General features: G+C 59.9%; 22 protein-coding genes. 9 read left to right on the top strand and 13 right to left on the bottom strand.

The genetic code is table 11. From position 1 onward, the window contains the following. Positions 1-16: 16 nt before the first annotated feature. On the bottom strand, positions 17-1,432 hold the full coding sequence (gene eat, locus L6966_RS03890; protein WP_237232903.1) for an ethanolamine permease: 1,416 nt from the start codon (positions 1,430-1,432) through the stop codon (positions 17-19). Positions 1,433-1,570: 138 nt separating this feature from the next. On the opposite strand from eat, the gene L6966_RS03885 reads away from it, so the two are divergent. Next, complete coding sequence (locus L6966_RS03885; RefSeq protein WP_237232902.1) at positions 1,571-2,311, top strand: FadR/GntR family transcriptional regulator; 741 nt, start codon at positions 1,571-1,573, stop codon at positions 2,309-2,311. 15 nt (positions 2,312-2,326) lie between these two features. Here the strand turns inward: L6966_RS03885 and L6966_RS03880 are convergent, their stop codons facing one another. The 5 genes from L6966_RS03880 to L6966_RS03860 form a co-directional block, all read right to left on the bottom strand. Then, a complete protein-coding gene (locus tag L6966_RS03880; RefSeq protein ID WP_237232901.1) occupies positions 2,327-4,120 on the bottom strand; it encodes a hypothetical protein in 1,794 nt (597 codons plus the stop codon). A gap of 21 nt (positions 4,121-4,141) precedes the next feature. Beyond that, the gene (locus L6966_RS03875) at positions 4,142-6,013 is read right to left on the bottom strand and encodes an HSP90 family protein (RefSeq protein WP_237232900.1); all 1,872 of its coding nucleotides are present in this window, start codon (positions 6,011-6,013) and stop codon (positions 4,142-4,144) included. 4 nt (positions 6,014-6,017) lie between these two features. Further along, a complete protein-coding gene (locus L6966_RS03870) occupies positions 6,018-6,482 on the bottom strand; it encodes a YbjN domain-containing protein (protein WP_237224457.1) in 465 nt (154 codons plus the stop codon). A gap of 96 nt (positions 6,483-6,578) precedes the next feature. Further along, positions 6,579-9,164, bottom strand: coding sequence for a YhgE/Pip domain-containing protein (locus L6966_RS03865; protein WP_237232899.1), 2,586 nt, complete (start codon positions 9,162-9,164; stop codon positions 6,579-6,581). A gap of 52 nt (positions 9,165-9,216) precedes the next feature. After that, the gene (locus L6966_RS03860) at positions 9,217-9,813 is read right to left on the bottom strand and encodes a TetR/AcrR family transcriptional regulator (protein WP_237232898.1); all 597 of its coding nucleotides are present in this window, start codon (positions 9,811-9,813) and stop codon (positions 9,217-9,219) included. Positions 9,814-9,928: 115 nt separating this feature from the next. On the opposite strand from L6966_RS03860, the gene L6966_RS03855 reads away from it, so the two are divergent. Both L6966_RS03855 and L6966_RS03850 read left to right on the top strand, forming a co-directional pair. Then, positions 9,929-11,407, top strand: coding sequence for a phospholipase D-like domain-containing protein (locus L6966_RS03855; protein WP_237232897.1), 1,479 nt, complete (start codon positions 9,929-9,931; stop codon positions 11,405-11,407). Between the two features lie 106 nt (positions 11,408-11,513). Beyond that, the gene (locus tag L6966_RS03850) at positions 11,514-12,542 is read left to right on the top strand and encodes a TPM domain-containing protein (RefSeq protein ID WP_237232896.1); all 1,029 of its coding nucleotides are present in this window, start codon (positions 11,514-11,516) and stop codon (positions 12,540-12,542) included. Here L6966_RS03850 and pdxT read toward each other — a convergent pair. Further along, entirely contained in the window at positions 12,539-13,171 is a 633-nt protein-coding gene (gene pdxT / locus L6966_RS03845; protein ID WP_083091891.1) for a pyridoxal 5'-phosphate synthase glutaminase subunit PdxT, read from the bottom strand. The genes L6966_RS03850 and pdxT overlap by 4 nt on opposite strands. A gap of 121 nt (positions 13,172-13,292) precedes the next feature. On the opposite strand from pdxT, the gene L6966_RS03840 reads away from it, so the two are divergent. After that, a complete protein-coding gene (locus L6966_RS03840) occupies positions 13,293-13,439 on the top strand; it encodes a hypothetical protein (protein ID WP_237232895.1) in 147 nt (48 codons plus the stop codon). 35 nt (positions 13,440-13,474) lie between these two features. Here the strand turns inward: L6966_RS03840 and pdxS are convergent, their stop codons facing one another. Continuing rightward, complete coding sequence (pdxS, locus tag L6966_RS03835) at positions 13,475-14,386, bottom strand: pyridoxal 5'-phosphate synthase lyase subunit PdxS (RefSeq protein ID WP_083091892.1); 912 nt, start codon at positions 14,384-14,386, stop codon at positions 13,475-13,477. A 681-nt stretch (positions 14,387-15,067) separates the two neighbouring features. On the opposite strand from pdxS, the gene L6966_RS03830 reads away from it, so the two are divergent. The 4 genes from L6966_RS03830 to L6966_RS03815 all read left to right on the top strand — a co-directional run bounded on the left by L6966_RS03830 (position 15,068) and on the right by L6966_RS03815 (position 19,642). After that, on the top strand, positions 15,068-16,519 hold the full coding sequence (locus L6966_RS03830; RefSeq protein ID WP_237224466.1) for a glycoside hydrolase family 16 protein: 1,452 nt from the start codon (positions 15,068-15,070) through the stop codon (positions 16,517-16,519). A 319-nt stretch (positions 16,520-16,838) separates the two neighbouring features. Then, positions 16,839-18,410 carry a MocR-like pyridoxine biosynthesis transcription factor PdxR gene (gene pdxR, locus L6966_RS03825; protein WP_143539138.1) on the top strand — a complete coding sequence of 524 codons (1,572 nt, stop codon included), beginning with the start codon at positions 16,839-16,841 and terminating at the stop codon, positions 18,408-18,410. A 115-nt stretch (positions 18,411-18,525) separates the two neighbouring features. Further along, complete coding sequence (locus L6966_RS03820) at positions 18,526-19,137, top strand: hypothetical protein (protein WP_083091894.1); 612 nt, start codon at positions 18,526-18,528, stop codon at positions 19,135-19,137. An 88-nt stretch (positions 19,138-19,225) separates the two neighbouring features. Continuing rightward, positions 19,226-19,642: a hypothetical protein gene (locus L6966_RS03815; RefSeq protein ID WP_237224469.1), complete on the top strand. Its 417-nt coding sequence runs from the start codon at positions 19,226-19,228 to the stop codon at positions 19,640-19,642. 8 nt (positions 19,643-19,650) lie between these two features. On the opposite strand, the gene L6966_RS03810 is transcribed toward L6966_RS03815, so the two are convergent. Next, positions 19,651-20,208, bottom strand: a complete 558-nt coding sequence (locus L6966_RS03810) for a DUF4188 domain-containing protein (protein ID WP_237232894.1) — start codon at positions 20,206-20,208, stop codon at positions 19,651-19,653. Positions 20,209-20,249: 41 nt separating this feature from the next. Here L6966_RS03810 and L6966_RS03805 point away from each other — a divergent pair, with 41 nt between their 5' ends. Beyond that, entirely contained in the window at positions 20,250-20,777 is a 528-nt protein-coding gene (locus L6966_RS03805) for a TetR/AcrR family transcriptional regulator (RefSeq protein WP_143539139.1), read from the top strand. Between the two features lie 146 nt (positions 20,778-20,923). Here the strand turns inward: L6966_RS03805 and L6966_RS03800 are convergent, their stop codons facing one another. The 4 genes from L6966_RS03800 to L6966_RS03785 form a co-directional block, all read right to left on the bottom strand. Further along, positions 20,924-22,366, bottom strand: coding sequence for an APC family permease (locus L6966_RS03800; RefSeq protein WP_237232893.1), 1,443 nt, complete (start codon positions 22,364-22,366; stop codon positions 20,924-20,926). 175 nt (positions 22,367-22,541) lie between these two features. After that, positions 22,542-23,879: a flavin monoamine oxidase family protein gene (locus tag L6966_RS03795; protein ID WP_237232892.1), complete on the bottom strand. Its 1,338-nt coding sequence runs from the start codon at positions 23,877-23,879 to the stop codon at positions 22,542-22,544. Positions 23,880-24,130: 251 nt separating this feature from the next. Next, positions 24,131-26,020, bottom strand: coding sequence for an FAD-binding monooxygenase (locus L6966_RS03790; protein WP_237232891.1), 1,890 nt, complete (start codon positions 26,018-26,020; stop codon positions 24,131-24,133). A gap of 59 nt (positions 26,021-26,079) precedes the next feature. Next, positions 26,080-26,226: a hypothetical protein gene (locus L6966_RS03785; RefSeq protein ID WP_237224475.1), complete on the bottom strand. Its 147-nt coding sequence runs from the start codon at positions 26,224-26,226 to the stop codon at positions 26,080-26,082. Positions 26,227-26,300 lie beyond the last annotated feature (74 nt).

Below are 26,300 nucleotides of genomic sequence, written 5' to 3'. Positions count from 1 at the left end.
GATAAGGGTAGAAATATTATTTGAGTTCAGATTCTGCTGCGGAGAGCAGAGCTAGTTCTTCTTCGGGGGCATTGGCCACGAGGTGGTTTCTGGAGTAGAGCATGAAGTGGAGAAGGAACCCTATGAAGACCAGCGCTGCCAGGCCTGCGGCAACCATGTCTACGAGGAAGGTAGAAACAATAGCGACTGCCGATAGGGCTAGTGCAATGCCCGTGGTGACTACACCGCCGGGGGTCTTGTATGCTCGGGGCATCTCGGGTTCCTTGATGCGGAGGAGTATGTGAGAGAGGTTGAGGAGCAGGTAGGATACTGCGGCTCCAAAAACCGCAATATTGATTAACAGGGAGCCGTCCTGGAGCCAGGCTGCGAGTAGATACCCAATGGTGCCGGGGATGAGCAGGGCCACGTAGGGTGTTTTGCGTGACCCTGTCAGAGACATGAATTTAGGTAGGTAGCCTGCCCGTGAGAGCGCGAAGAGCTGGCGCGAGTAGCCGTAAACAATGGAGAAGAAGCTGGCGATGAGGCCAAAGAGGCCGGCGATGTTGACGAAGGCGGCTAGTTTACTGTCTTGCCCATACACCGTGCGGAGGGCTTCGGGTAGGGGGTTATCTGACGTGCTCATGAGAGACGCCCCCGCGATGCCGGGAGCTAGCAGTAGCACGGCGGCACCAAAGAAGACGAGAACAATGATTGAGGTGATAATGCCCCGGGGGACGTCACGGGCGGGGTTCTCTGCCTCTTCCGCAGCTAGCGGCACGCCCTCAACCGCTAGGAAGAACCAGATACCAAAGACGAGGGCGCCTAGGGCTCCTGTGATACCGAAGGGGAGGAAGGCCCCCACAGCCTTGCTCTGCTGTTCTATGTCAAAAAGGTTGTTGACCGAGAAGTGTGGCAGGGCTCCAAGAATGAAAGCTAAGAGAGCTATGACGGCGACAGCGGTGATGGCAAACATCAGTTTAAGTGCTTCGCCTACACCCCATAGGTGAATCCCAATAAAGATTAGATAACAGACCAAATATACGAGGGGGAGGGGGATGCTTTCTGAGAGACCAAGAGCTTGGAGATAGCCCCCAATAAAAGTGACGATTGCAGCTGGGGCGACCGCATATTCAATGAGTACCGCGATACCGGTGGCGTAGCCGCCGAGGGGCCCCATGGCCCTCCGGGCGAATCCGTACCCGGCGCCAGCTGTTGGGATGGCGGAGCTCAGCTCTGCCAGGCCAAGAACCATGCAGATATACATGACTCCCATCAGTATAAATGCGATAAGAAGGCCACCCCAGCCGCCTTCGGCGAGCCCGAGGTTCCAGCCGGAGAAGTCACCTGAAATGACGTAAGATACGCCGAGCCCGGCAAGTAGAATCCAGCCGGCTGCCCCTCTCTTGAGTTGCCTGCGTTGGAGATAGTGGCTATCAGCTTCAATTTCTTTCATCGAAACCAGGCCCTTCGTAGAGTGGATCCCAGAGGAATCAATGGTCTGATAATAATCAATTGATTTAGGCAAAGCGTAACCTGGTTCACAGATTTGGGTCAAGGGGGTTTACTGAGAATTTACAGATATGCTGAGTACATGAGCACTCCAGCACTTTTCTCCCCTGGCCGACTCGCAGAACTCGTTACACCCGTCAAAAGCGGCAATGTGTTTGAAGAAACTGTGGAAAAGATTCTGTCACTCATCAGTGCGGGCCTCGTACCACCGCAGGGAAAGCTCCCTAGTGAACGAGAACTCACGGAAATTCTGGGAGTCTCTCGGAGCGCGGTACGGGAAGCCATCATTGAGCTGCAAAAAACAGGGTGTATCGAGGTTCGCAGGGGGCGTTACGGCGGGGCCTTCGTGTTGCCCGCGGCCCCCGCTACCTGGGGGGAGAAAAAAATTGACTTCACAGACCTGGAGGATCTGCTCCGGTACCGTGAAGTCTTGGAATCAGCCATCGCTCAGGAGGCGGCCCGCCAGCCGCTCTCTGCTGAGCAACGCGCTGGGTTGCTGGCTCGCCTCAAAGAGGTCAATGAGGCCCCCGAGCACCTATACCGCTTCTATGATTCCAGGTTCCATCTTTACCTCGCGCAGCTCACGGGCATTTCAAGATTGGCGAAAGGCGTAGTTGAAATGCGAGCCATGCTCAACGAGTGTCTCGACGTATTCCCCCTAATAGACACGAACATCACCCATTCTAAAGAGCAGCATGCCGCCATTGCCCACGCCATTATGGCGGGCGATCCAGAATCAGCGGAGGAACAGATGCGCTCCCATGTCAGGGGTACTGCATCTTTGATTCGCGGCTTCTTACACCATAGGACAGCTGCACAGTAGTTGCCTTGCCAGCACCTAGAGACTCTCCGCTACCAGGGCCTCAGCGCGGGCAGCCTGGCCGGTGGCCTGGAGTAGCTCCACCGCAGCCTCCAAGGCGCTAGCGGCAGAATCTTGCAGACCGGCGTCCGCAAACATCTGCCGTGCCGCCAAAAAAGCCTCTATGGCAGGGGTAGCCTGCCCGCGTTCGCTGGCCAGTTCACCCTCAAACAGGCGCAGGGTCGCCGCCCGCCGGGCAAAGCCGGACTCCGAGTAGGCCTCAACCACGCCGCTGACCGTATCAGCGGCGCCCTGCCCCGCCGGGCTGGTGACTGCCATCAGGCGGGCCTGCAGCTCCCGGGCGAGCAGAAAGACCAGCAGGTCTGTGCGGCCTGGTTCGGCCCCCTGGCTCTGCCTTTCAGGGGCCAGAGCCCGCTCGGCTCGTTCCACAGCGGTAGCGGCGGGGCCCAGCAGATCCGCTAATCCACCGGTCTTTTCAGCCACCAGACACCAGAGCCGCAGGGTTTCTACAAGCAGGCCAGGAGCTGCACCTGCCGCATGCAGGGTCTCAAAGGCTCCGGCGTGGTCGCCGGCTGCCAGTAGAGCCTCAGCCCGGTCACGCGGCCCGGCTGACTCGCCGGGTGTGAATCCAACGGGCCCGGTCTGACCGTCCGTTTCTATCTCGCCCCTAGTCAGGACGCTCTGCGCGGGGTGTGGCCTGCTTCCAGGTGCCGACCCCCTCCCCAGGGTAGGCAGCAGTAGTTGCGCTAGGGCAGGGGCCTCAGCTGCCTCCCTCAGGTTTTCAGTAAAGCGGGTGTTCTCGGCGCGGCGGTCAAAGGCCTGCGCTAACGGCCTCGCCTCGGCCAGTGCCCAGTCGTAGAGCTCACGCAGGGTGGCGCGAGGCCGGCCGTTCTCAGCCGGACGCATCCCGGTCGGCATATCCCCGTGCCGGGGCACAGCCCAGGCCAGCCCCGCAACCAGGTAGTGCAGAAAGTTGCGGTTATCACCGGGGTCTCCGCTCAGGGCTAGAGCCCGTTTACCGTGGTCAACCAGCAGTTGAAAGGCTTCGGCCAGCAGCCCGCCGCGGGCTAGAATCTCAAATTCAAGGCCCAGGTCGTCCGGGTCGTAGTCCTTTCGGGTCGCCTGGGCGCGCAGCAGGTGCCGCCCAGCGGCCTCGCCGTCACCCAGGTGGAGGTAGGCCCGGGCCAGCTGCCGGTGCGAGGCCGCAGGTTCGCGGTTGCAGAGATCTTCAGTGGGAGCGCCCATCTCAATGGCCCGTTCGTATTCTTGATCGGCCACATAATCCCGTAGAATCCCACCGTGCCGGCAGGAGCTGCAGTCCATCTCGTCCTCTCCGTGCGCCAGCCAGGCCGCCCGCCACTCTTCGGCCTCGTCATCGCAACCCAGGTGTGCGGCCCACATGTATTCAGCCCGGTCAGGTGCCGATTCACCCAGACCTGCCAGCCGGTAGCGCTTGCGCATCTCATCGAGCAGCTCACGCGCCTGAGCCTGAGAAATCTGCGGGTAGGCGGTCAGGTCACCCACAATCCATTTGAACTGCCAGAAAAGGATGCCGGTGGTTCCTTCATCAAAATACTCGGGGTGGGTGTCCCACAGGCGCAGTAGCTTGGAGAATACCGCAAAGGACGCCGGGGTCGGCTGCCCAAACACGTAGGCCTCAACCTGGGCCAGGTAGGCCAGGGGCAGGGCTGGGGCAGGCCCTTCTTTCTCAACCGTGCGGGCTACATGCTCGGCGGCAGCGGTACGGGCGCTACCGTAGGGAAGGCTGCGAACCCGGTCAATTTTGCGTTTGGTTTCGTCAAGGGACCACACGGTATTCTCCCTGGTCGTTAGCTAGTAGTCGGTTCGAAGGGCAGCCTCAAGTAGCTGGGCTAGGCTGCTACTGAGCAGGCGGGTCTCTGCCCCGTGTAGGCCCTCGCCAGCTAGCATGAGAGCCGATAGGTAGAGGGTGGTTAGGCCCGGCTCGAAGGAGGCGTGGTGGGGTTGCTGCAGGAGTCTGCGTACATTGTCATTGGTGTCGTTCAGAACCAGGGTGCGGGTCGGCTCGGTCTGCTCTCCCGCGAAGGAACCGAGCAGGCCGGCGAGGGCGCCATCGGCGTCCATGGCCTCCTGTTGGATGTCGCGGGCGCGCTCGGCGTCCGCATCGCGCAAGAGTACGGCAGGAACCTCGGCCGGGTCGAACTCTCTCAGCACCACTCCACAGTCCTGAGCTTCTAGGACGGCTCGGGCCCGCTCCAGAGCAGTGAGCAGGTCAAACTCCCGCTCCATAGAGACCGGGGCGAGGGTTTGGCTCACGTCCTTACTGGTCAGCTCAGAGACCTGCCAGCCCGGTCGCGCGGCCAGCTTGGCGAGCAGGTCAGCGTCATAAACGTAGCCGCCGTTGACCACCCACAGGCCCTGGGCGCGGGCAACCGGGGCCACGCGGCGGTAGGCCTCGGTGGTGGGGGTATAAAGAACCTGCCCGGCCTGTTCGACTACATCGGCCAGGGTAGCCAGGCCTCCAGTAGTCTCAAAGGGCAGGGAGCGGGCGACCACGTCGAGCATGTCATCACTAGCTAGAGCCACAGCGCGCAGGGCCAGGGAGTGGGTCTCCACAAACCGGGCTTGCAGGGGTGAAGTCTCAGCCAGGGTCTCAGTAATCCAGGTCTTGAGCTGTTCACCGATAGCCTCGCGGGTCAGTAGTAGAATCTCGTCTTCACGCAACTGCTCACGCGAGGCCGTGGGTGTGAGCGACTCGGAGTTCACCACGGCCCGCACAAAGAAAGCCCAGTCGGGGAGCAGGGTGTCTTCTTTGGAGCTGACCAGCATATTTTTTACGTAGACGCGGTGGCGGCCCGAGCCCGGCGCCACAGCCTGCGGCAGCACATAGGCCACACCGGTGGTGCCGGTGGCGGGAACGTCTAGGTCAATGGTGGCCAGCGGGGCCACCCCCAGGGTCTTATCAGCATAGGTGGCCAGGGCAAGGGCCCGTTCGTGCTGGTTGCGCCCACCGCTGGGCGCCCACGGTAGCGCCAGGTGCGAAATGCGGCGGGGCACGCGACGGCCAGCGGCGCTCACCATGACAGAGACATCCACCGGGAGCAAGTCGGCGTAGTCACTGGCTAGGGTGATGATGGTTTCCTCAGCTACCCAGTGCTCCGCGTCGCGGCGGGCCCTGAGGCGAATAGTGGTGCCGACCGGCACTTCGCTTTGGTGCAGGTCGGTACGGGCCTGCTGGTTGGCTCCGTCCTGCCCACCGGCGTCCTGCCTGCCCTGTTCCAGCGGGGCGACTTCAAAGGTGCCGTTGGCGTGGCCCAGCCAGCGCACCGGGCTAGAGCCCGGTAGGGCGCTCAGCGAGGTGACCTCAATTTGGTCAGCAATCAAGAAACAGGCCAGCAGGCCGATACCGAACTGGCCCAGGTACTCCGCCCGGCCTTCGTTGAGTACCTCATCGCGCTTCGAGGTGCGGCCAATGGTTGCCAAAAATTCCTCAGCCTGCTCGGAAGTGAGGCCGATGCCGGTATCGGTGATGGTGATACCGGTACCGTCCTCCCAGGGGTCCAGGAGCACGCGCGCCGGGGCGTCTGCGTCAAGCTCCCGGCGGGCGGTAATCGCGTCAACCCCGTTTTGGATAGCCTCACGCAGGTAAACTTGCGGGCCCGAATACAGGTTCTTAGAGAGCAGCTCAACCAGGCCACCTAAATCTACCTTAAACCGCTTTGACATGTGTCTACTCCCCGGATTCTGTGGGTCCAAAGGTGTTAGCGATTTCGCTGAAAAGCTCCAGTGCTGCCTCGGTTGCCCCGCGCAACATCAAATCGAGTTGCTCATCGGTAGCGCCAGCGGCCAGCGGGTAAGTCTGCTCAGAGGTAAGGAGCGCGAACTCTTGCCCTTCTTCTCCCAGCACTACGGGGAAGGCAGCCAGGTAGGGGCGGAACTGGTTCCACTGGTGGGCAAACATGCTCAGGTGCGGCAGAGCCTCGGTAGGCATAGACCCGTGAAAGGTGGCCCGAACCGTCAGCTGATCATCGGCCAGCATGTAGAGCAGGTACCCGTGATCATAGTGGGCAATGGGCGTATCGAATTCATCAACCGTGTAGTTAAGTTCGAGTCGTCGCAGGGCTTCAAACAGGCGCTCCTGGCTGGCCGGAGGAGCGGCGGCAACTACCGGTTGCACGGAATCGAAAAAACCCATAATGCTCTCTTACGTCGGCGGGCGGGTGTGTTAATGGGCCGCCCGATACGGCGACTCCAACCCCATCTTACAGGGGCGGTTGGGGCCGGGTACCACTTAGGCACTCGCCAGGGCGCTGCGGCGAGCCTGGCGCTCAGTTTCGGCCCTGTCTTCGCGGCGGTGGCGGATCCAGATGCTCAGGGCAGTGCCCGCAATAGCCAGGGTGATCCAGCCCAGCAGCCAGACGGTACCCGAGGTTAGGCCGATAGAACCGCCGGCGATGAGGGAGCGGAAGGCTTCCAGGGCGTGGGTCAGCGGCAGCCAGGGGTGGATAACCTGTAGGAAGGCAGGGGCGGTCTCAATCGGATAGGTGCCGCCCGCCGCGCCAATCTGAACCACGGTCAGAATCAGGGCAATGAAGCGGCCGGGGGCATCCAGCAGGGCGATGAGAGCCTGGTTAATGGCTAGGAAGGTGATGGAGGTCAGGATGGCAAAGCCGGTCAGGCCCCAGAAGTTGACCTCTTCAATGCCCACCCAGGAGTGGAGAATAAGGGACATGACCGCGCCCTGAAGAACACCTATCAGGAGTACCGGCACCAGGGCCCCGCGCAGGGTGCGCAGGCCGGAGTGGCCGCCGCGGGCGAACTTGCTGGAGATGGCCGGGTACATCATGAAGTAGGCAATCGCGCCAACCCACAGGCCCAGGGTCATGAAGTAGGGGGCCAGGCCGTGACCGTAGGTGGGTACCTCGTTCAGGCGGGTCTTCTCAACAGTCACGGGGTCGCTGGTCACCGCGCTGAGTTCGCTGGCCTGGTCGGTGGTGTAGCTGGGGACCTGCCCCACGGCATCCCCCAGGGAGGTCGCCAGCTGGCTGCTGCCGTCCTCTAGGTTGTTCAGACCGCTGGCCAGGGAAGAGGCCCCGTCCACGGCTGAGGAAGCCCCCTCATCGAGGGTTGCAGCCCCGCCAGCTAGGCTGCTTGCCCCATCACTCAGGCTGCTAGTGCCCTCGGCTAGGGTCTGGGCCCCGTCATTGAGGGTGGCTGACCCACTGGCCAAGGAGCTGGTGCCCTCAGCCAGGCTGGACGCGCCCGATGAGAGTGTGCCGGTACCTTCGGCCAGGGTGTTCGCCCCGCTGGCCAGTTCACCGGTGCCTGATGCGAGCGAAGCGGCCCCGTCATTAGCCTGGGAGATAGCGGTCACCAGGGAGCTCAAACCTGTGGAGAGGGTACTCACCTTACTGTCGAGAGTGGAGGCCCCCTGGCTCAGGGTATCTGCCCCGTCAGAAAGAGAGGTTGTGCCGCTGGCCAGTTGGCTGGCCCCGCCCTCGAGGTCGGACGCCCCCGCCGAGAGCTTGGTCAGGCCGCTCGAGTTGTCGCCGACCAGGGTGTCTGCCCCCGCCGAGAGCTGCCCGGCGGCTGTATCTACCGCGCTGGCCCCGCCTGCCAGGTCAGACACCCCCGCGTTGAGTTGCTGTAGGGCAGCAAGCTTCTGCTCATCGGTCAGCAGGCCCCAGTTATCAACAAGGGCCTGGGAGCTAGTAGCCAGGTCACTCGCCCCGGAGGTCAGGGTGCCCGTGGCAGTGTGCAGCTGCCCTGCCCCGTCGGCTAGGGTCTGGGCCCCGGTAAGGGCGGCATCCGCTCCGTCCGACAGGGTGGTGGCCCCGCTGGCCAGCTGCCCTGCGGCGTCCTCAAGATTCTGGGCCCCGCTGGCAAGGCCGTCCGCACCGGACGCCAGTGAGCCCATGCCCTCGGTCAGGGCAGGGATTTGCTCGGGCAGGGCAGATACCTCAGAGTTAATCTGGCTCAGGCCGTCTGAGAGGGAGGCTGCGCCGCTGGCAGCGCTATCAGCGCCGGACGCCAGGGAGGTTGCCCCGCTGTTTAGGTCGGTGGCCCCGGACGCCAGAGAGCTAGCGCCGTCGTTCACCTGGCTAGCCCCGTCGGCTAGAGAAGCAGAGCCGGATGCCAGCTCACCTGCACCGCTCTTGACCTGGGTGGCCCCGTCCGCAAGAGTGCTCGCACCCGAGCTCAACTCGCTACTGCCGGACTTGAGGTCGGTCAGGCCCACGACCAGCTGGTCGGAGCCTTCCTGGGCACTGGCGGAACCGTTAGCGAGTTGGCTGGCCCCATCCGCAGCCTGCCCCAAAGAATCGTGAATATCGGTGAAACCTGCGTAGATATTGTTGAGATACTCGGTGGAAACCTGGCTGGCTAGAGCATCGGTGACCGCTGTGCCCAGGGAGCTGGCGATATTGCCCGAGATAATGTTGGAGCCGTCATTGGTGGTAATGGTGAGCTTAGCGGTCTGAGCTGTTGCGGCGTCATTTTCAGATACCGAGGCCACGTTGGCTGAGAAGTCGGCGGGAATGGTCAGCACCGCCTGAATTTCACCGTTTTCGAGTTTGGCCCGGGCCTCATCAGCGCCCATGGTTGACCAGTCAAAGTTCTGCGAGCTGTCGTTGCTCAGCAGCTCATCGGTCAGCTGCCGCCCCAGGTTAAGGGTGTCGCCGCTTGCGGTGGTGGCCGGGGCGTCCTCATTCACAATCGCCGCCGGAACAGCATCAATCGTGCCCGTAGGGTCATAGTTTGCCCAGGTCAAAATACCCGAGTAAATCGAGGGGATGATGATGATGGCCAGTAGCACCAGGTACTTCATGGGGCTGAACCGGTCGTGGAGCTTGGGGCGTTTAGCGCGCGTTGACGGCACGGGATTCCACCTGCTTTCAGGGTGTAGGGGTAGTAAAAGTATAAGGGGCGGGCTAGGAGAGAGCTGCCTGCATCATCTGGGCCAGGCGCTCGCCGGTGGCTTCTGCGGTGTGCTCGCCGGTGAAGTCGGTGGCCAGCCAGCGCACGGCGAGCCAGGCGACTCCGGCAGCAACGAACTGGGCGTAGTCGCTGGTCAGGCTGGGGGTTTTGGCTGTGAAGCGTTCGGTGACAGCCGGGCGGCTGAGGAAACGGTGGCTGAGGAAGCCGATGAGTTCGGTGACCAGGGAGGAGTTGCCTGAAATCGCCAGCACCCTGCGGTAGAAGATGGCATCGGCCTGTAGCTGCTTGAGCAGGTTGGTGCTGACCTCGCTGGTGAAGACCGCAACAGACTCGCCGGGGTCGGCAGGAGCTAGGGTATCGAAGGCGGCGCTGAGCTTGGTGAGGGCTGCGGTGTGGATGAGTTCGTGCAGGTCGGTGAAGTGCTGATAGAAGGTGGGGCGGCTGATCTCCGCCGCCTTGACGAGCACGGTGATGCTGAGATTGCCGGGGTTACTGGCGGTGAGGGCCTTGGTGGCGGCCTCGATGAGGGCGGCGCGGGAGCGGGCCGGACGCGGGTCGGCGGCGCGGGTCTCTTCTGCGGTGGGGGTCATGGTGCGTCCTCGATTGGCAGTTTTTCTTACAGATGTAAACTTTACACCTGTAAAGAATATTGGCAAGTGGCGAGTGTGTGAGCTAAAAGATAGGCCTTCTAGGTAGATTGGGAGCATGAATAGACCCTTTCGTCCCCTTGCTCTCGCTGGCCTGGCCTGCGGTGCTGCCGCGGCGGCGTCCGCCCTCTACCACCGCTACAAGCCCCTGCCAACTGGCCTGAGTGTTGCCGGCCTCTGGCGAGGCGGGCAGGTGGAGCTGCTGGCTGACCTCACCTATCGCGCTGGTAGTGAAAGCCAGACTAACCAGCAGATTTTTAGGGCGGTTGAGGGGGTGATTGAGCGGGCTGAGAGTTTCTTAATGCTCGACATGTTCCTCTTCAACAGCGACTATGACCGCTCTGGAGGTAGCACCTACCCGGCCCTCTCACAGCGCCTCACTGATGCCCTCCTGGCCAAACGGGCAGCTGCCCCCGGCATGCCCATTGTGCTCATCACCGACCCCATCAATACCTTCTACGGTAGCTACTCCCTACCCCACCTAGAGCAGCTGCGGGCCGCCGGGGTGCAGGTGGTTGAAACCAGGCTGGAGGCCCTGCGTGACTCCAACCCCGCCTACTCCGGTGTCTACCGGGCGCTTTTGGGCCACCTGCCGCAGCTGCCTGCCGTCCTGCCTAATGCTCTAGCTCCCGGTGGGCCGCGCGTCTCGCCCAATGCCTATGCCCGCCTCTTCAACTTCAAGGCCAACCACCGCAAGGTGGCCCTGTCTGAGTCTGAGGCCGTGGTCAGCTCAGCCAACCCGCATGACGCCTCTGCACCCAACTCCAACCTGGGCCTGCGGGTTACTGGGCCTGTGGTGGCTGATCTGCTGGCCAGCGAACTGGCCGTACTTGACTTTTCTGCCCCCGACCTTGCCCGTGACCTACGGGGGCTCAGGGCTGCTGAGGTTTCTTTGGGCTCGGAGAGTGAGGCTGAGGTGCAGCTGGTGACCGAGGGCGGTATTCGCGATGCGGTGCTGGAGATGCTGGCCGGTGCTGACGCAGGAGATAGGGTCTGCCTGGGCATGTTCTACCTGGCAGAGCGAGCTGTTATCGCCGGGCTCAAGGCCGCCGTGACTCGCGGGGTGTCGGTGCAGGTGGTGCTTGACCTCAATATTGACGCTTTTGGCCGCAAGAAAACCGGCCTGCCTGCGTTGCCCGTTGCGCGAGAACTTATGGACGCAGGCGTGCAGGTGCGCTGGTACGCCACAGATGGCGAACAGTTTCACCCCAAGTACCTGGCGGTGTTCCGTGACCCGGCGGCGCATGCTGATGCGGGTGGCTTTGAGCTTGTGAGCGGATCGGGTAATTTTACTCGCCGCAATATTTGTAATTACAACCTAGAAACCAGTCTGCGGGTGCGGGCTGCGGGTGATTCTGCCCTGGCTCAGGAGTTTGCCGCCTACTGGTCCCTCATCTGGAATAACGAACCGGTAGAGGGGGCCGAAGCCACCTTTACCCTGCCCTATGAGGCTAAGGCAGGCGGCGGCGTCCTCAAACCTGCCCTGCAAACCCTGGTCTATCGCACCCAGGAGGCAACGGGGCTGGGGACCTTCTAGGCCGTAACTCATTCTGCCGGGGGAGGCCTTTTATCAGCAGGCTTGCTACGCTGGCGGTGAGAGCAGGTAAAGACGCCTGCTACCCGACGCCAGAAAGGACGCAACCGTGACTCACCAGGCCGATACCCAAAGCCGCCAGAACCGGAGCGGAAAACCACTTGGCAGGTTCGTTGCCCTGCCCGCGCTGGTTGCGGCGGGCGTCCTCACCCTCGCACCCCTCACCTTTGCCCCAGCCCAAGCAGCAGAGGCGCCCGCCCCGCCGGCCTCCGGCAATATTCGGGACGACGCTAACCTGCTCACCGACGCCGAAGAGAACAGCCTCAACGACCTCATCGACCAGAAAAACCGCGGCACCGACCGCGCCCGCTTCGCTATCTACACCACCGACCAGAGCCTAACTGACCTGCCCGACTACGCCACCGACCTGGGCAAGGCCTGGGGCGTCGGCGACCAGGGTAAAGACAACGGCGCTGTACTGGTCATTGACATGCAGGGCCGCGAAACCTTCATCGCTGTAGCAGACGGAGCGGGTGAATACATCAGCGACTCCGAGGCGGAGACCATCGCCAACGACACCCTGGGCCCCTACCTGACCGACGGCAACTACGCCGCCGGGCTTGAGGCTACTATCGACGAGGTCTACACGGCGGCAGAAAGCGAGAGCGCCGATAGCAACCTGATTCTCTGGGTCGTTCTGGGCACTCTAGGTGCCATTGCCGCCATTATTGTTGGGTGGGTTCTCCGCGACTACCGCAAGGTCAAGCGGTCAGCCGAGGACGAGATGCGCCGGGCCAAGGAAGAAAACCCCGGCCTGAGCATTCCCGACGATATGCGCCGTGACTACATCAAATACCGCTACGCCAACCGCACCGCCCCGGTCGACCCCGACCAGCGGGAGGCTGAGCTGGCCGAGCAGGAAACGGAAACCAAGGACACCTACACCCGCTACGCCCCCACCTTTAACGCCTGGTTGCCCCTCTATGCGACCATGCCCCACCTCTACTCGGGTAGCAACCATGTGCCAGAAAATTCGGGAGCGTCAGGGGGTGGCTCCTCCTTCGGTGGCTTCTCGGGCGGCTCCTCCTTCGGTGGCGGCGGGGGCTTTAGCGGCGGCGGGGGAGGCGGACGCTTCTAGGACGCCCCCGCCCGGCTAGCCAGGTCCAGCAGGGCTCGGTGCACGGTGGTGTCGCCGGTGAGCTCCGGGTGAAAAGAGACACCCAGCAGGTGGCCCTGCTGCACCCCGACAACCTGCCCGGCGTGACGGGCCAGGACGGTGACGTCCGCCCCTACCCGGGTGACAATAGGGGCACGAATAAAGGCGGCCTTAACCGGCACCTGCCTGCCTGCACTCGTCTCACGCCCAGCACCGCCCGTACCGGCATCCCCCCAGGTCAGCTCAGTCTCAACCGAATCCACCTGGGAGCCAAAGGCGTTGCGACGAACGGTCACATCAAGCAGGCCCAGGGTCTGCTGGCCAGCTGCCGGGTCCTCAATGTCTCGGGCCAGAAGAATCAGCCCGGCGCAGGTGCCCAGGGTAGGCAGGCCACCCGCAATAGCCTCAATCAGGGGCTGCCGTAGGCCAAATATCCTGGTCAACCGGTCAATGGTCGTGGATTCCCCACCGGGAAGCACCAGGGCATCTAGATTTTCTAACTGCTCAGGGCGCTTGACCAAAACCACCTGCGCCCCCAGCTCCTCCAGCAGGGCGGCGTGCTCGGCGACCCCACCCTGCAGGGCAAGGACGCCCACACGCTGTGTATTCATGAGAATCCCATCCTTTCATGAGGTGAAGAGGCGCTCGCTGCGCTCGCCCGCTCCTCGCCTCGCCGCTACGCTATGCTCGGCGGTAAAAATGATTTTTTGATTCGCCTGGGGGGGCGAGGAGGTGCTCGCTGCGCTCGCCCTGTCTTCGCCTCGCCGCTACGCTATGCTCGGCGGTAAAAATGATTTTTTGATTCGCCTGGGGGCGGAAGGAGCTCGCTACGCTCGCCCGCTCCTCGCCTCGCCGCTACGCTATGCTCGGCGCTGGTAGTGAATTTTTATTTCCTCGCTCGCTCGGAAAATTCACTACCAGCCACGCTCCGCCAGGCGGTGCGGGGCGGGCAAATCTGCCACATTGATACCCACCATTGCCTCGCCCAAACCGCGAGAGGCATCCGCAACAGCAGCCGGGTCATTGTAGAAGGCGGTCGCCTTAACGATAGCCCTGGCACGGGCCTCGGGGTTACCCGACTTGAAAATGCCAGAGCCAACGAAGACACCGTCCGCACCCAACTGCATCATCATGGCAGCATCCGCCGGGGTCGCCACGCCGCCGGCGGTGAAAAGGACGACGGGCAGCTTGCCGGTCTCAGCCACCTCGCGCACCAGCTCGTAGGGGGCGGCAAGTTCCTTGGCCTTAACGTAGAGCAAATCGGGGGCGGTGGCCTGCAGGGCCTGCAGCTCGGCAATCTGGGTCTTGATGGTTCGAATATGCTTGGTGGCCTCAGAGACATCGCCGGTGCCAGCCTCACCCTTGGAGCGGATCATGGCAGCGCCCTCGGTGATACGGCGCAGGGCCTCACCCAGGTTGGTAGCGCCGCAGACAAAGGGCACCTTAAAGGTGTGCTTGTCGATGTGATTGACGTAATCAGCGGGAGAAAGTACCTCGGATTCGTCGATGTAATCCACCGTGAGGTGTTCAAGAATCTGGGCCTCAACGAAGTGGCCGATGCGAGCCTTGGCCATAACGGGAATGGAGACGGCGTCAATGATTCCCCCAATCATGTCAGGGTCGCTCATGCGGGCCACACCGCCCTGGGCGCGGATGTCAGCTGGCACCCGCTCAAGTGCCATGACGGCCACGGCCCCGGCGTCCTCAGCGATTTTGGCCTGTTCGGGAGTGACGACGTCCATGATGACGCCGCCCTTGAGCATGTCGGCCAGGCCGCGCTTGACGAGGGGGGATCCGGTGGTTTCTGTGGTGTTAGTTTCGGTCATGTTTTCTACTGTGCCTTCACGGCTGGTCTAAGAATAGAGCCAGTTTCTAATAAATTTTTTAGACCATACTGTTACTTCAAACGGGGTAATGATTTCTGCTGAGAGCGTCAGGGCGTGTTGCGATGCTCGCAAATGAGTGGACAAAGCCAGGGAGGGATTTGGGTGGCCCCCACACCCTAATCTCTACGGGGAACCCCGTGTTTGGCCTAGCCTCGGTAGATACTGCGACTGCCTTCTCCGCTCTCACTGGGTCTAAGCCAGGGGGTTGCGGCCTGCCACCATCTGTGCCTCCCAAAACCTGATTTTTGCCGGTCAAAGTGGGGACAAAAGTTTGAAAAATGGGCTGTTTGAGGCAGGAGTGAGCACTCAGCCCTTCTTTACGAAAGTTTTACGAAAAAAATAAAAATTTGTCAGATAGCATCTGACAAGTGCAATTGATTTGGTTGACGGAGAAAGTTGCGGACTTGTCCCCTATTTCGTTATTTTGTCCCCCAAAAGTCCTATAAAGTTTTCAATCGAAGTGCAAAGGGGCAGCTCAAAAACACATAGACTCCACATAGGAGTCAATTGAACCCTCCCCAGGGCTCGCCATTGAGATTCGCTAAGAATCTCTCACTACCCCAGCTCTCCCCAAGAGCACTCCAACTCCACACATATACGATATGAAAGAGACCCCAAACTATGCTTTCTGTATCCCGTCGCAACTTTCTGTCGCTGACCGCAGCAACCGGCATTGCCACCGCGTTGTCCACACAGACAGCGCACGCCAATACCGGCGTCGTACTCAATGGTGAGGGCCAGAACTCAGGTATTCTGCGTTTTACCCGCCTCCCTGATATCGCGTATACCTCACCTTTCACCCAGGCCTTCACTGATGCCCGCTCCTTTACTCCCTTGGGCACCAATCACTCAGATGCCCTGGTTGAGGCAACCTACACCACTGCGCGCCCCACGGCTGGCACCATATACACCCGTGTTATTGCACGGCGCACCGGGAACAGCCGCGACTACTACACCGCGATGCTATCCATCGATTTCACCGGTGCCATGACCCTGCATATCGAGCGAGTGATGGATCGGCGTACCGTCCTGTTGGGGCAGCGGGTGCTCGCGGCAACTGCACCTACCAGCTCCTTCTCCTATGAACTGGCTCTTTCCGTGCGCGCAACCCGACTGGTTGCCCAAGTCATCGTTGCCGGCGGTGCCGCCGAAAGCCTGGTCGTCAACGATAACCAGGTGCCCTTTAGCGCAACCCCGCAGGGCATCGGTACCGGTGCCAGCGTCTACGCTGGTCGAGCTGTGCCCAGCACCCACGTGATTCGGCTTGAAAAAGCCAAGTCTGATCACTGGGGAGAGCACCGTGGGGGCACCACCGCGGCAGGCTGGGGCAGGCTCATCTTCGAAGATGACTTCAGCGGCGGTGCTCTCGACAGCACCAAATGGCGTGTGCGTGACAAGTCCTACGTTGGTTTCGACTCCGGCGTCATCCTCAAGGAGGCTGTGACCATGGGTGATTCCTCCACCAAGATTTGGCTCAAGAAGCTCGCCGCTCCCGTGACCTACGGTGACGGTAAACGGCGTGACTGGGCTACCGGGTACATCGATACCGTGGGTAAGTTCTCTGCCGAGAGCTTCCGCCTGGAGTACCGCGCCAAGCAACCCGCCTCAACGCCCGAACATATTGGCGCCTGGGGAGGTATCTGGATGCGCCCTGATAACACCGCCTTCCTCGGTGAAATCGACATCTCCGAGTCTTACGGCTATGCCTCAGGTAAGCAGAAGATTGATATCTCCAACCGCTCTGAAGGCACCGTGCACTACGGTCAGGAGCAGGGTAACAAGGCTAAGAAGAACGCTCTGATTCCCGTGCTCGGTCAGAACCTTGCCACCGAGTACCACACCTGGGCTGTTGAGAAAACTCCGGCGGGTATCAGGTTCTTCTTTGACGGAATCGAGTATCTGTTTGTCTCGTCAGAGGATCCTCGTTACCGGGCTGCCCTACCGAGCGGCGAGAAGTTCAACATTCGCTTGTGCATGCAGGCCGGTAATGCCTACTGGGGCGGTCTTGCCGGGTCTACCCGTGACTGTGCCATTGAGGTCGACTATGTGCGCGTATGGGAATACGTGGGCTAAGAAGAGGCTTATTCAAAAGCCCCGGGCTCCCAGGCTTGCGCTCAATGTAGCCCAGTGGCTTCGCTGTCAGCCTGGGGTGCCTGGCCATTTTGAATCAACCTTTAAAAGTAGCTTCTCAATAGAAGTAGCAAGCTAGAGCTAGGGTGTAAAGCCCCGGTAGTTCGCTTTCTTGAGGCAGGTGCCCGCTACCCTCGTGGGGTGGCGGGTGCCTGCCTTTTGAGTGCGCAGGGACGCCGGTGCTCAACAGAAACGCCCGAGCTTGGGCTAGTATCGGTGGAAGGTTTATATGGGTATTCCCTATCTATGGAGGAGGGCATGAATGGCGGGGTATTCTCGGTTTGACCAGTTGCCGGTGAGTGTATCGCGTTCTGCCCCGGGATCACTGCCCTCTCAGCTTGCTGAACAGGTACGGTCACTCATTGTGGGTGGTTTTTTGGTGGCGGGTGATTCGCTCCCATCGACTCGGGCTCTGAGTGAGCGGCTCAACGTTTCACGTGGAACGGTTGTTTTTGCCTATGAGCAGCTGGTGGGGGAGGGCTACCTTGTGACCGGGAAGGGTGGCACCCGGGTGGCTGACAGCCTGAGTTTTAGGGCGATGACGCCCGGCAGCCCGGGGGCTAGATCACCCGCCGCACTCGAACTTTTACCTGCTCGGCAGGCCCAGGTGGGCCGGGGTGTCCTGGTGACTAGCCAGCCGACTCCTGCTGAAACCACCCAGGCCCCGCTCGATTTGCGCCCCGGCTCCCCGAATACGGCCTTGCTGGCATCGGCCACCTGGCGGTCAGCCTGGCGTGCGGCGGCAGCTAGCCCCGGAACCAGCTACCCCGCCGCAGGGTCGCCCCAACTGCGCTCTCAGCTGGTGGAACACCTACGTCTGGTGCGTTCGGTACTGTGTGACCCGGACGACCTGCTCGTGACTGCCGGTGCCCGCGATGGATTCCGCCTCGTGCTCACCGCCCTGCGCCGCCGTGTGCGCAACCGGCCGTTACGCATCGCTGTGGAAGACCCCGGCTACCCCTCCCTGCATCGTATCCCCCTTACCTTTGGGCATGAAATTCTACCGATACCGGTTGATGCTGACGGTCTTGACCCTTCCTGCCTGCCCGGTGGTGACCGGCAGCCTGACCTCGTCCTCGTAGCTCCCAGCCACCAGTACCCGCTGGGAGCCTCCATGCCGGTGGCTCGCCGCCTCGAACTGCTGGCCTGGGCCCGTGAACACGGAGCCTTGATTGTTGAGGACGACTATGACTCAGAGCTACGCTACACCGGTGACCCTCTGCCCGCCCTGGCCTCACTTGATCGGCCTTCTTTGCCCGGAGGCGCGCAGCTGCACCCCTCTCGGTGGGGGTCTGACCGGGTGATAACTCTGGGATCCTTTGCCAAGATGCTGGCACCTGGCCTTGCTCTGGGTTATCTGCTGGTACCTAGCCACCTCCGAGAAGACCTGCTCGAATTGCGCTCTGACCTGGGCAACCCTGTGTCTACGCTGGTGCAGGATGCCATGACCTCCTTTCTGGCTGCCGGCGGGGTGCGACGCCACACTGCCCGGATGCGCCGTGTATACAGGGGGCGCCGGGAGCAGGTTATCGAAGCTTTGGCCGATGTGAATGGAGTGAGGGCCCTGCCTATGGATGGAGGCCTGCACGCAGTGCTCCACCTGCCCGCTGCAGACGACTTGACCGAAGAGACCCTGGTTGCCCGGGCAGCAGCTACCGGTGTGCTCGTTGCGCCTCTGGGCAACTACTGGTCGTCACGATCGCACATGGGTCAAGCCATGCAGGGCGCCTCCCCCCTCTACGGGTTGGTGGTGGGCTTCGGCGGGGTGGGTGACCGTCAACTTGGCGCTGGGCTGGCGCTTTTGCGCGGCGTCCTGACGGCGTGGGGTGGCTGACAAGTCGTTTCTGTGCGTGGAGGCTGCGGCGCTTACAGCCCATCGCGCCAGGGTTCCTTTCTGCCCGTTTGTAACCTCTGAGCACGCTCCCAGTTTGCACCGTTAAACTGGTGGGGTGACTTTTGATTCCCAGCACACACACGCAACTGAGGGCGGTAGCGCCCCCTCTTCTGGCTCTCTTGACCCGCAGCTAGCGGGTGCCCTGGTTCGCCCTACACTGGTGCATGCCCTGGTCTTTCTGGCCTTTGGTCTCACCACGGTTTTTTGGCAGGAGCCGAACCTGGGCGTCATCACCGTCATGCTGGGGCTCTACATGCTGGGCTACGCGGGGGCGTCGTACCTGACTGCCCAAACCCTACGCCGGGTAGGCGACGCCAGCACAGCCCAGGCCTTTACCTCGATCGCCCTGGTTCAGGCTGCTGGCGGTGTGCTAACTTTTGTTGCCCCGCGTGGGGAGTTCTGGCTGACCCTGATTGCTGCTTGTGTGCTGGGTTTGACTGGCGTGCTCAAACTACTGGCCGGTATGCGCACTAAGGCTAGTAACCCAGTGGCACGGGACTGGCAGCTAGAAGGAGCCATTGTGACGCTCTCGGCGGCGGCCCTGCCCGTAGTATCTGAGATTGGTGACAAGGCGATTATGGGAACCGCCGGTGGTGGTGCCCTGGTGGCCGGTATTTTTTTGGTGGTGGGGGCTTTGACCTTGCGCGGGGTTGCCCACGGTCGCTAGGTGCTGCGGAGCCAGATGGTGGCGGCCCGGTAAAACTTGGCTAGACCCCGTAGACTGGTGGGAGCGTATATTCATGGAGGAAAATTTCGTGGCTCAGAAGAGTGATTCACCCCAGCGCGGATTTAAAGCCCAGGTGCGTGGCTCGCTGGTTATTGCGGTTGTGCTGGCCCTGGTCGCCTTTTTAGGCATTGTTATTTTTGCGACCGGCGGCACCAACAACACCCCTAACTTTGTGCTGGCCCTGACTGTTGCGGGTGCCGTTTTCGTGGTCACTCTGGTCATGTGCGCCACCCTAATTCTGGTGGAGAAGCCTAACGACGAGTCGTTGGGTGAGGGTACGGGCATTAATCGGTCTTCTGCCAAACTCTACGCTGAGGCTAAGGCCCGCCGAGAAACTGAGGCTAAGCGGCGTGAGGCTGAAGAGAAGGAGCGCCTGGCCAAGCGTATTGACCAGGCCAACGCAGGTGAGCAGCAAGGGAAAACTAGCTCTTCGCAGGCTGACTAGAAAAATGCCTATTTGTTAGGGTTTTTCCAGCGCGACATTCGACGCTTGGCGGTTGCGGTTTCTTTGCCTATTGCCTCAAGCCCTCTCGCTTTGCCTAGGCCAAAGGCTGGCATATTGAAGTAGATACATTCCCTGGCAGTTGCTGGAACCTGATAGGTTTCGTGCCAGAGCCCCACGTGGGGGCTGGCTTGTTGAGCAAAATTCCGCCAGGCCTGCATGTGAGGTGCAGAGCTGTTGGAGGCAAAGTCCTGTAGTGCTTGAGGGCTTTCCCAGTACTGTATAGAGACTGTGGTGCGTTTGAGCCAGGTTTCTTGCCCTAGAAAGCCCGTTTCGGGGTGGTTTTCTAGATATTTCACCATGTTCAGATAGGCTTTCATTACCGGTAGATAGGCGTCTGGGCGCATGATTGAATTGATGCGCAACCCCAGCATAAATACGGTCACGTCTTGTGAGTTTGATGAGGTGAAACGCCCCAAATTGAGCCCTTGCATGGTTTCTCCTAGGTGCAGGCAGTGATTAAATAACAGTGTTATTAAAAGGCTAGTGATAACCTTATGGGGTGTCAAGACCTACTGTGTATGGAGCCGAGTACCATCAAAAAATCATCATGGCAGCCGCGCAGATTATTGTGGATGAGGGTTTGAGCCATCTCTCTCTTCGTGCGGTTGCTGCTCGCGCTGGAGTATCCACCACGGTTATTTATTCCCTTGTTGGAAAGCGGGATGATTTGCTTAGGGCAGTCTCTATTGAGGCCCGCAACTCTTTTGTACGTGCCCAGCGCGAGGTAGAGGTAAGTGAAGATGCTGTAGCAGACCTCAAGGAATTGGGGCGTGCTTATTATGGGTGGGCTCTAGGGAACCCTGCTCTCTATGGCGTTATGTTTGGAGGTCATTTTAAGTCTCAGGAGGCAGACCGGGAACCAATTGAACCCCTGGCGACTGCGGTGCAGAGACTTCAGATTCAGGGGAAGCTGAAGGCACCAGATTCCTGGCAGGTTGTGTGGGCTCTCTGGGCGGCGGTTCATGGTGCGGCCCTTTTGGGTATCACTGACTGCCAGTTTGGGGACCAAGGTCAAGAGCTGGAGAAATTTGAAGTTCTCCTTGAGGGCATAGTGCGAGGGTTGGTAAAAACCTAGCCCCTGCCCAGGCTTACCTGTGTTTTCGGCGGGGTTGCCTTCTTCGAAGAAGGTGCCCAGTGCGGTCACAGCGAAAAGGTGCCAACCCCTAGAAGCACATAAATAGGGCCTTGAGGCCATGGGCCGTTGGGCTTACGCAAGTTCCCCTAGAAGGTGTTTGTTTCAAAGTGCCGATAAATATCGGAGTTTCGCCTGCCCAAGATATGCCCCCAGATAAGGCCGCCCACCCCAGAAGCAATGATTATTCCCGGCATAATAACCACTAATGGGGAGAAACTTTCAGCCCCAATCATGAGATCAAAATTCCAGAGAACCAGAACAGCGATGAGCGCAAAGAAAACAGCTGAAAGAAACGGGGCTATCGCCCGCACCCACAGATTGTAACGCTCACTCTGTTTGTTGAACCACACCAACATAGCTACCGAGGTGATGCCCAGCAGAAAGACCAGCCCAAATGCTGCAGCGTTAGTGAACCACGTGAAAAGAGTGATGACCGGGAATAGTTCCCCCAGTTCTGAATTGCTACCGGCTATGGCAAAGATTCCTATGACGATAAGAGCCAGGGAGCTCTGCGCGAGGGAGCCCCCTAGGGGAACTTGAGCCTGATTACTCCGCGCAAAGAAGCGAGGGATTACCTGGGTTCTGCCTAGCGCGAGGAAGTATCTGGCAGAAGCGTTGTGAAAGGCCAAAAGTGCTGCTACAAGGCTAGTAACGAAGAGGGCGTTGACCGTATTCGCTATCAGGGTAGAGAAGCCTCCCAGCCAGACAAAGAGTAGGTCAGGGCCGTATTCACCCGATTGCTCAATTATGACGCTGGGGCCAACCCCCATGGTCCAAGCCCACGAGGAGAGCATGTAGAAAAGAGAGATAATTGTAACCGCTATGTAGGTTGCGCGGGCTACGGTTGTGTGAGGGTTGACGGTCTCCTCAGAATAGATAGCGCCCGATTCAAACCCCATGAAGGCAGCAAACCCAAAAGCTAAGAGCACGCCTATGCCGGGAACGAAGAACTCGGACGGGCGTAAAGAGGTACTACTAATCCCTTCTGGTGCTACGAACAGTGAGAAGACACTCACCCCTATCACAACAACAAATTCTAGGAGGACGAGGGTGCCGAGCACTTTAGCCGATAAATCAATAGATCTCGCGCCTAGGAGCCCAACAAAGGCCCAGCCCACCAAAGCGCACAGCCACCAGGGAAGACTGACCCCGGTGAGTGAGTTGAGGGTTGTAGAGACGGAGAAACCAAAGATTCCGTAAAGGCCTATCTGCATCATGTTGTAAGAGATGAGGGCCAAGATTGCTGAGGCGATTCCCTGCCGTGGGCCCAGGCCTGCCGTGACATACGCGTAGAAGGCTCCTGAGTTTTGGATTTTGGTGCTCATGATGGCGTAGCCGCCAACAAATATGAGCAGGATGATTCCGAGAACCAGGTAGGTGAAGGGTACCCCTATCAGTCCGGAGACAGCATAGTTGGTGGTTACACCGCCAGCAAGGACGGTGAGCGGCGCTGACGCTGCGATAATCATCAGGACGAGTGACGTGGTTGAAAGTTTGCCAGGGGAGGGGCGTGAGACGCGATCAGACATAGCTATTCTCTTCTTTGAATATTGAATATTAAGGGGTGAAGATGGAGGCTTGTTCGTAAGTCTCTTTGTCCCTAATCCCCAGGCTTGTATGCGGTACAAGCCTGGGGAGCTGGGCCCCTTTCGAATAAGTTTTATAGAGCAGGTGTGCCTGGGCACACCTGCTAGAGAAAGGTTCTTAGCTGTCGGTTGCAGATAGTTCGTTGTGAACTCGCCGAGCCGTAGCGACTCCCGTCTCGAGGGCACCTTCAACAACTACACCGCGCCAGCCTTTGGCATAGTCAGAGCCTGCAAAGTACAAGCGGGTGGAGGTGTTAGCAAATGCACTCCACCCCTCAATGAACTGGCCTTTACGCAGGGTCGCCCAGGCCTGTCCGCTCCACTTGTCGGCCACCCAGTCGTGACCGGTGCAGTCAAGTACCTCAAGGTCTGGTCGCCACCGGTTAATGGCCTCCTGCGCATCGTGAAGGTTGGTGACGTCCATAGCTTCATGTTGCGGACCGAAACCAACCAGAATGGTGGTGTTGTCGTCGAGAAAAAGCTCCGAACGAATCATGGTCAGTTTGGCCGGTCGAGGTGCGTAGGCAAAGATATTGTGGTGGCCTTTAACCTTAATCCAGGCCTTACACCCGGTTGAGTTCCATTTTTCTTCTATCACCGTATTCATGGGGGCAGGTAGGGCTGGGGTGAAGTCGATATGCCCCAGGGCGCCGACCGGAACGGTTATGATGACGGCGTCAGCCCGGTGGGACTCCCCGGTTTCTAGAAAGACCGTTACACCGGATTCGTGGTGTTCTACCCTGGTGATAGGCGTTGAAAGATGAATGGGGCAGGTAAGATCCTGAGCGATGTTTTCGTAGAGGCCCCGCATGCCGTTAGTGAGTTTCCAGCGCAGAGTGATGTCATCCATGAGAGGAAGGTTGTGATGCGATAGTGCTGCCCATTGTTTTGGCATGAGGGAGGAGCCCCTGTCGGGGTCACCGATGAAACCTGCGGACCAGTAGGCATCACAGAGATCGATTTCCTCTTGGGTGAATTCCCCGGTGCGCAGCAAATCTAGCGGAGAGGTGTGATCTGCCGTTCTAAATTTTTCACGTAAATTGTCGTGGTCAGGAAAGCCCGGATCTAAAATTTTGAGCGGATCATGTGGATTAGGAAAGAATTCTTTGGAATTTTCAAATATTTTGTACATGGGGCGTGAAATCTTTTCATCAATTTCTGCTTCCGTCCCTGATATCACCCTATTTTCGGTGACCCAATAGGCCTTTTCTGTGTAGGGTGATGGGTATATTGTTTGCCCGTAACGTGTAATTTCATTCCATATATTAGGCTGCATCCAGTGAACCCAGGTTGCCCCCATTTCGAGTGGAACGCCCAGTCGATTATCGGTCCAGGCGCGACCGCCAATGCGGTTTCGTGCCTCGAAGATTTCTGTAGTATGACCGAGGGTCTGTAGTTCTCTTGCAGCAACGAGGCCCGCGAACCCAGCCCCGATGATAATGACTTTTCTTGCCATGGTAGTCCTCCAGTGCTAAGGCGTTCGATGGGGTGGGGAACACCGGATATTTTGATATGCGGTGAAGATTATTCTACTCACAGTTGATATAAAAGTATTTGCATGAGAGTGCAGTTAGATATGATGTGTGTGCACTCACATATTGAGGCATAAGGAGTTATTTCACAGTATGAAGCTTATTTAAAAGTAATCTGGCGCCCCAGGTTCGCAGTGAGCCTGGGGCGCCGAGGGTGCGGTCTTTTGAGGAGGTCTCAGGGTTCGCGAAACACCCCCTTGAAGTAGTCTGCTAAACCTGTGTGATCAGCCAGGGGCAGTACAGCGCCCACATACTGGTCGGGGCGTACTACCACTAGGACTCCGTCGCGGCTGAGCCCGCGCTCAGCAAAGATATCTTCATCGGGCAGAACACTGTAGATGTGTTCCCAGTATTCGAGGCCGAACTTGCCTACCAGGGGTCGGAAGGCGGCTGGGGCGTCGGTGGTTTCAAACTCGGTGTGTAGCTGCTGGTAGATCACCAGCGGCACAATGCGGCAATCAAAATCTTCGTCAGCGGGGCGGAATTTCACAAAAGGAGACTCGGGGTTCTCAATCAAAAAGTCGCTCAGTGCCCGCACCTTTGAATCTGCGGACGCCGGGTGGGCGGCGTCTGCAAACACGTAGAGTCGGTAGCGGCCATCGGCCGCAGCCTCGTGGCCCAGGTGGCGGGGGTAGGCGTTTTCGCGGCGGTTGACGCGGGCAGAGCGGAAGCGCTTGCCCACTGGGAAACCTGTAGCTAGGTGCTGGTGCTCGGTGCCACCGGTCAGCATAGAGGGCTTGTACTCGGTCATAAAGCCGGCCGGGAACTCGGCGGTCTTCACGTAGAACTCTTCCAGGTACTCGGGGCTGGGTAGGTCCTCGGGTTTGGCGGCCATGAGCGATGACCACTCTTTATCGAAATCAATCAGGTTCTTTGCTATTTCCTGCCGTTCGCTCGAGTAGGTATCAAGCAGGGATGCGGGGGCGCGGCCGTCCAGCACGTGCCCTAGCTTCCAGGCGATATTGAAGCCGTCTTGCATGGAGACGTTCATGCCCTGCCCGGCCTTGGCGGAGTGGGTGTGGCAGGCGTCCCCGGTGATGAAGACGCGGGGGGTGCGGCTGCCACGGGCCTCGGTGTCAATGTTATCGAAGTGGTCGGTAAGGCGGTGGCCTACCTCGTAGACCGAGTGCCAGGCTACGTCTTTCACCTGGATGGAGTAGGGGTGGTAGATGGAGTTGGCGCGGTCGATGATGTTTTCGATGGGGGTTGAGCGCACGGCGTGGTTATCGCCCACGGGCACTTCGCCCAGGTCAACATAGATGCGGGCCAGGTGGCCGCCTTCGCGCGGAATGTGCAGGATGGAGCCCTGGGTGGAGTTGATGGCGCACTTCATGCGCCAGTCGGGAAAGTCGGTGGAAACGACCACGTCCATGACGCCCCAGGCGTGGTTGGCGGCGTCCCCTGAGAGGGTGCGGCCGATGGACTTGCGCACGGCGGAGCGGGCGCCATCGCAACCGACCAGGTACTTGGTGCGCACGGTGCGTTCTTCACCTTCGCGCTCACCGGCAGTGTAGCGCACGGTGACTTCAATCGGGTAGTCCTGGCTCTCGTCCATGGTTAGCCCCAGAAATTCGACGCCGTAGTCGGGGGTGATTTTTCCGGCTGAGTTGCGGGCGAAGTCGGCAAAGTAGTCGAGCACGCGGGCCTGGTTGACGATGAGGTGGGGGAATTCGCTGATCTTGTGGGGGTCGTCCGCTGGGCGGGCGGTGCGGACGATATTGCGCGGGTTTTCGGGGTCGGGCTTCCAGAAGCTCATCTCGGTGATGTGGTAGGCCTCGCGGGTGATTTCTTCGGCAAAGCGGAAGGCCTGGAAGGTTTCGACGGAGCGGGCCTGAATGCCATCAGCCTGGCCGAGTTCGAGTCGGCCAGCTCGACGTTCGATAATACGAGTGTTGACGTGTGGAAACTGGGAGAGCTGGGCGGCGGCAATCATACCGGCGGGGCCGGAACCGACGATGAGCACGTCCATGGTGTCGGGCAGCTCAGGGGCTCGGTTTATGCCGTAACCGGCGGGCTCTTCGATGCGGGGGTCACGGGAAACGTAGCCGTTGTGATGGAAATGCATGGTGCTCCTTGGTGGGTGGGTGCGGCTCCGCACCCCGGCAGGTATGTGACGGGTAACACTTATCCTGAATCATATACGATACTGAAATTAGTGACAAGGGTTGCGGTTAGCGCGCCGGGCTGTACGTCTGCCAGCCGGGCAGCGGGGTCAATGGCTAGTTCGGTCATAGCCTCGGTGCTGATGAGGGTGGTGATATCTGTGGGCATGGTGGTCTTTCTATGTTTTTCCACCCAGCCTATTGCTGTGATGTGGGTTACTTGCTAGTGTGTAAAAATGATAT

It is taken from the genome of Rothia nasisuis (assembly GCF_928381405.1).
Taxonomy (GTDB): domain Bacteria; phylum Actinomycetota; class Actinomycetes; order Actinomycetales; family Micrococcaceae; genus Rothia; species Rothia nasisuis.
This window is presented reverse-complemented; position numbering and strand designations above follow the sequence as displayed.

Excerpts from the sequence above, each read along its gene's own strand:
- eat (WP_237232903.1), bottom strand. The coding sequence starts at position 1,432 with ATGAAAGAAATTGAAGCTGATAGCCACTATCTCCAACGCAGGCAACTC.
- L6966_RS03885 (WP_237232902.1), top strand. The coding sequence starts at position 1,571 with ATGAGCACTCCAGCACTTTTCTCCCCTGGCCGACTCGCAGAACTCGTT.
- L6966_RS03875 (WP_237232900.1), bottom strand. The coding sequence starts at position 6,013 with ATGTCAAAGCGGTTTAAGGTAGATTTAGGTGGCCTGGTTGAGCTGCTC.
- L6966_RS03870 (WP_237224457.1), bottom strand. The coding sequence starts at position 6,482 with ATGGGTTTTTTCGATTCCGTGCAACCGGTAGTTGCCGCCGCTCCTCCG.
- L6966_RS03860 (WP_237232898.1), bottom strand. The coding sequence starts at position 9,813 with ATGACCCCCACCGCAGAAGAGACCCGCGCCGCCGACCCGCGTCCGGCC.
- L6966_RS03855 (WP_237232897.1), top strand. The coding sequence starts at position 9,929 with ATGAATAGACCCTTTCGTCCCCTTGCTCTCGCTGGCCTGGCCTGCGGT.
- pdxT (WP_083091891.1), bottom strand. The coding sequence starts at position 13,171 with ATGAATACACAGCGTGTGGGCGTCCTTGCCCTGCAGGGTGGGGTCGCC.
- pdxS (WP_083091892.1), bottom strand. The coding sequence starts at position 14,386 with ATGACCGAAACTAACACCACAGAAACCACCGGATCCCCCCTCGTCAAG.
- L6966_RS03830 (WP_237224466.1), top strand. The coding sequence starts at position 15,068 with ATGCTTTCTGTATCCCGTCGCAACTTTCTGTCGCTGACCGCAGCAACC.
- pdxR (WP_143539138.1), top strand. The coding sequence starts at position 16,839 with ATGGCGGGGTATTCTCGGTTTGACCAGTTGCCGGTGAGTGTATCGCGT.
- L6966_RS03805 (WP_143539139.1), top strand. The coding sequence starts at position 20,250 with ATGGCAGCCGCGCAGATTATTGTGGATGAGGGTTTGAGCCATCTCTCT.
- L6966_RS03800 (WP_237232893.1), bottom strand. The coding sequence starts at position 22,366 with ATGTCTGATCGCGTCTCACGCCCCTCCCCTGGCAAACTTTCAACCACG.
- L6966_RS03795 (WP_237232892.1), bottom strand. The coding sequence starts at position 23,879 with ATGGCAAGAAAAGTCATTATCATCGGGGCTGGGTTCGCGGGCCTCGTT.
- L6966_RS03790 (WP_237232891.1), bottom strand. The coding sequence starts at position 26,020 with ATGCATTTCCATCACAACGGCTACGTTTCCCGTGACCCCCGCATCGAA.
- L6966_RS03785 (WP_237224475.1), bottom strand. The coding sequence starts at position 26,226 with ATGCCCACAGATATCACCACCCTCATCAGCACCGAGGCTATGACCGAA.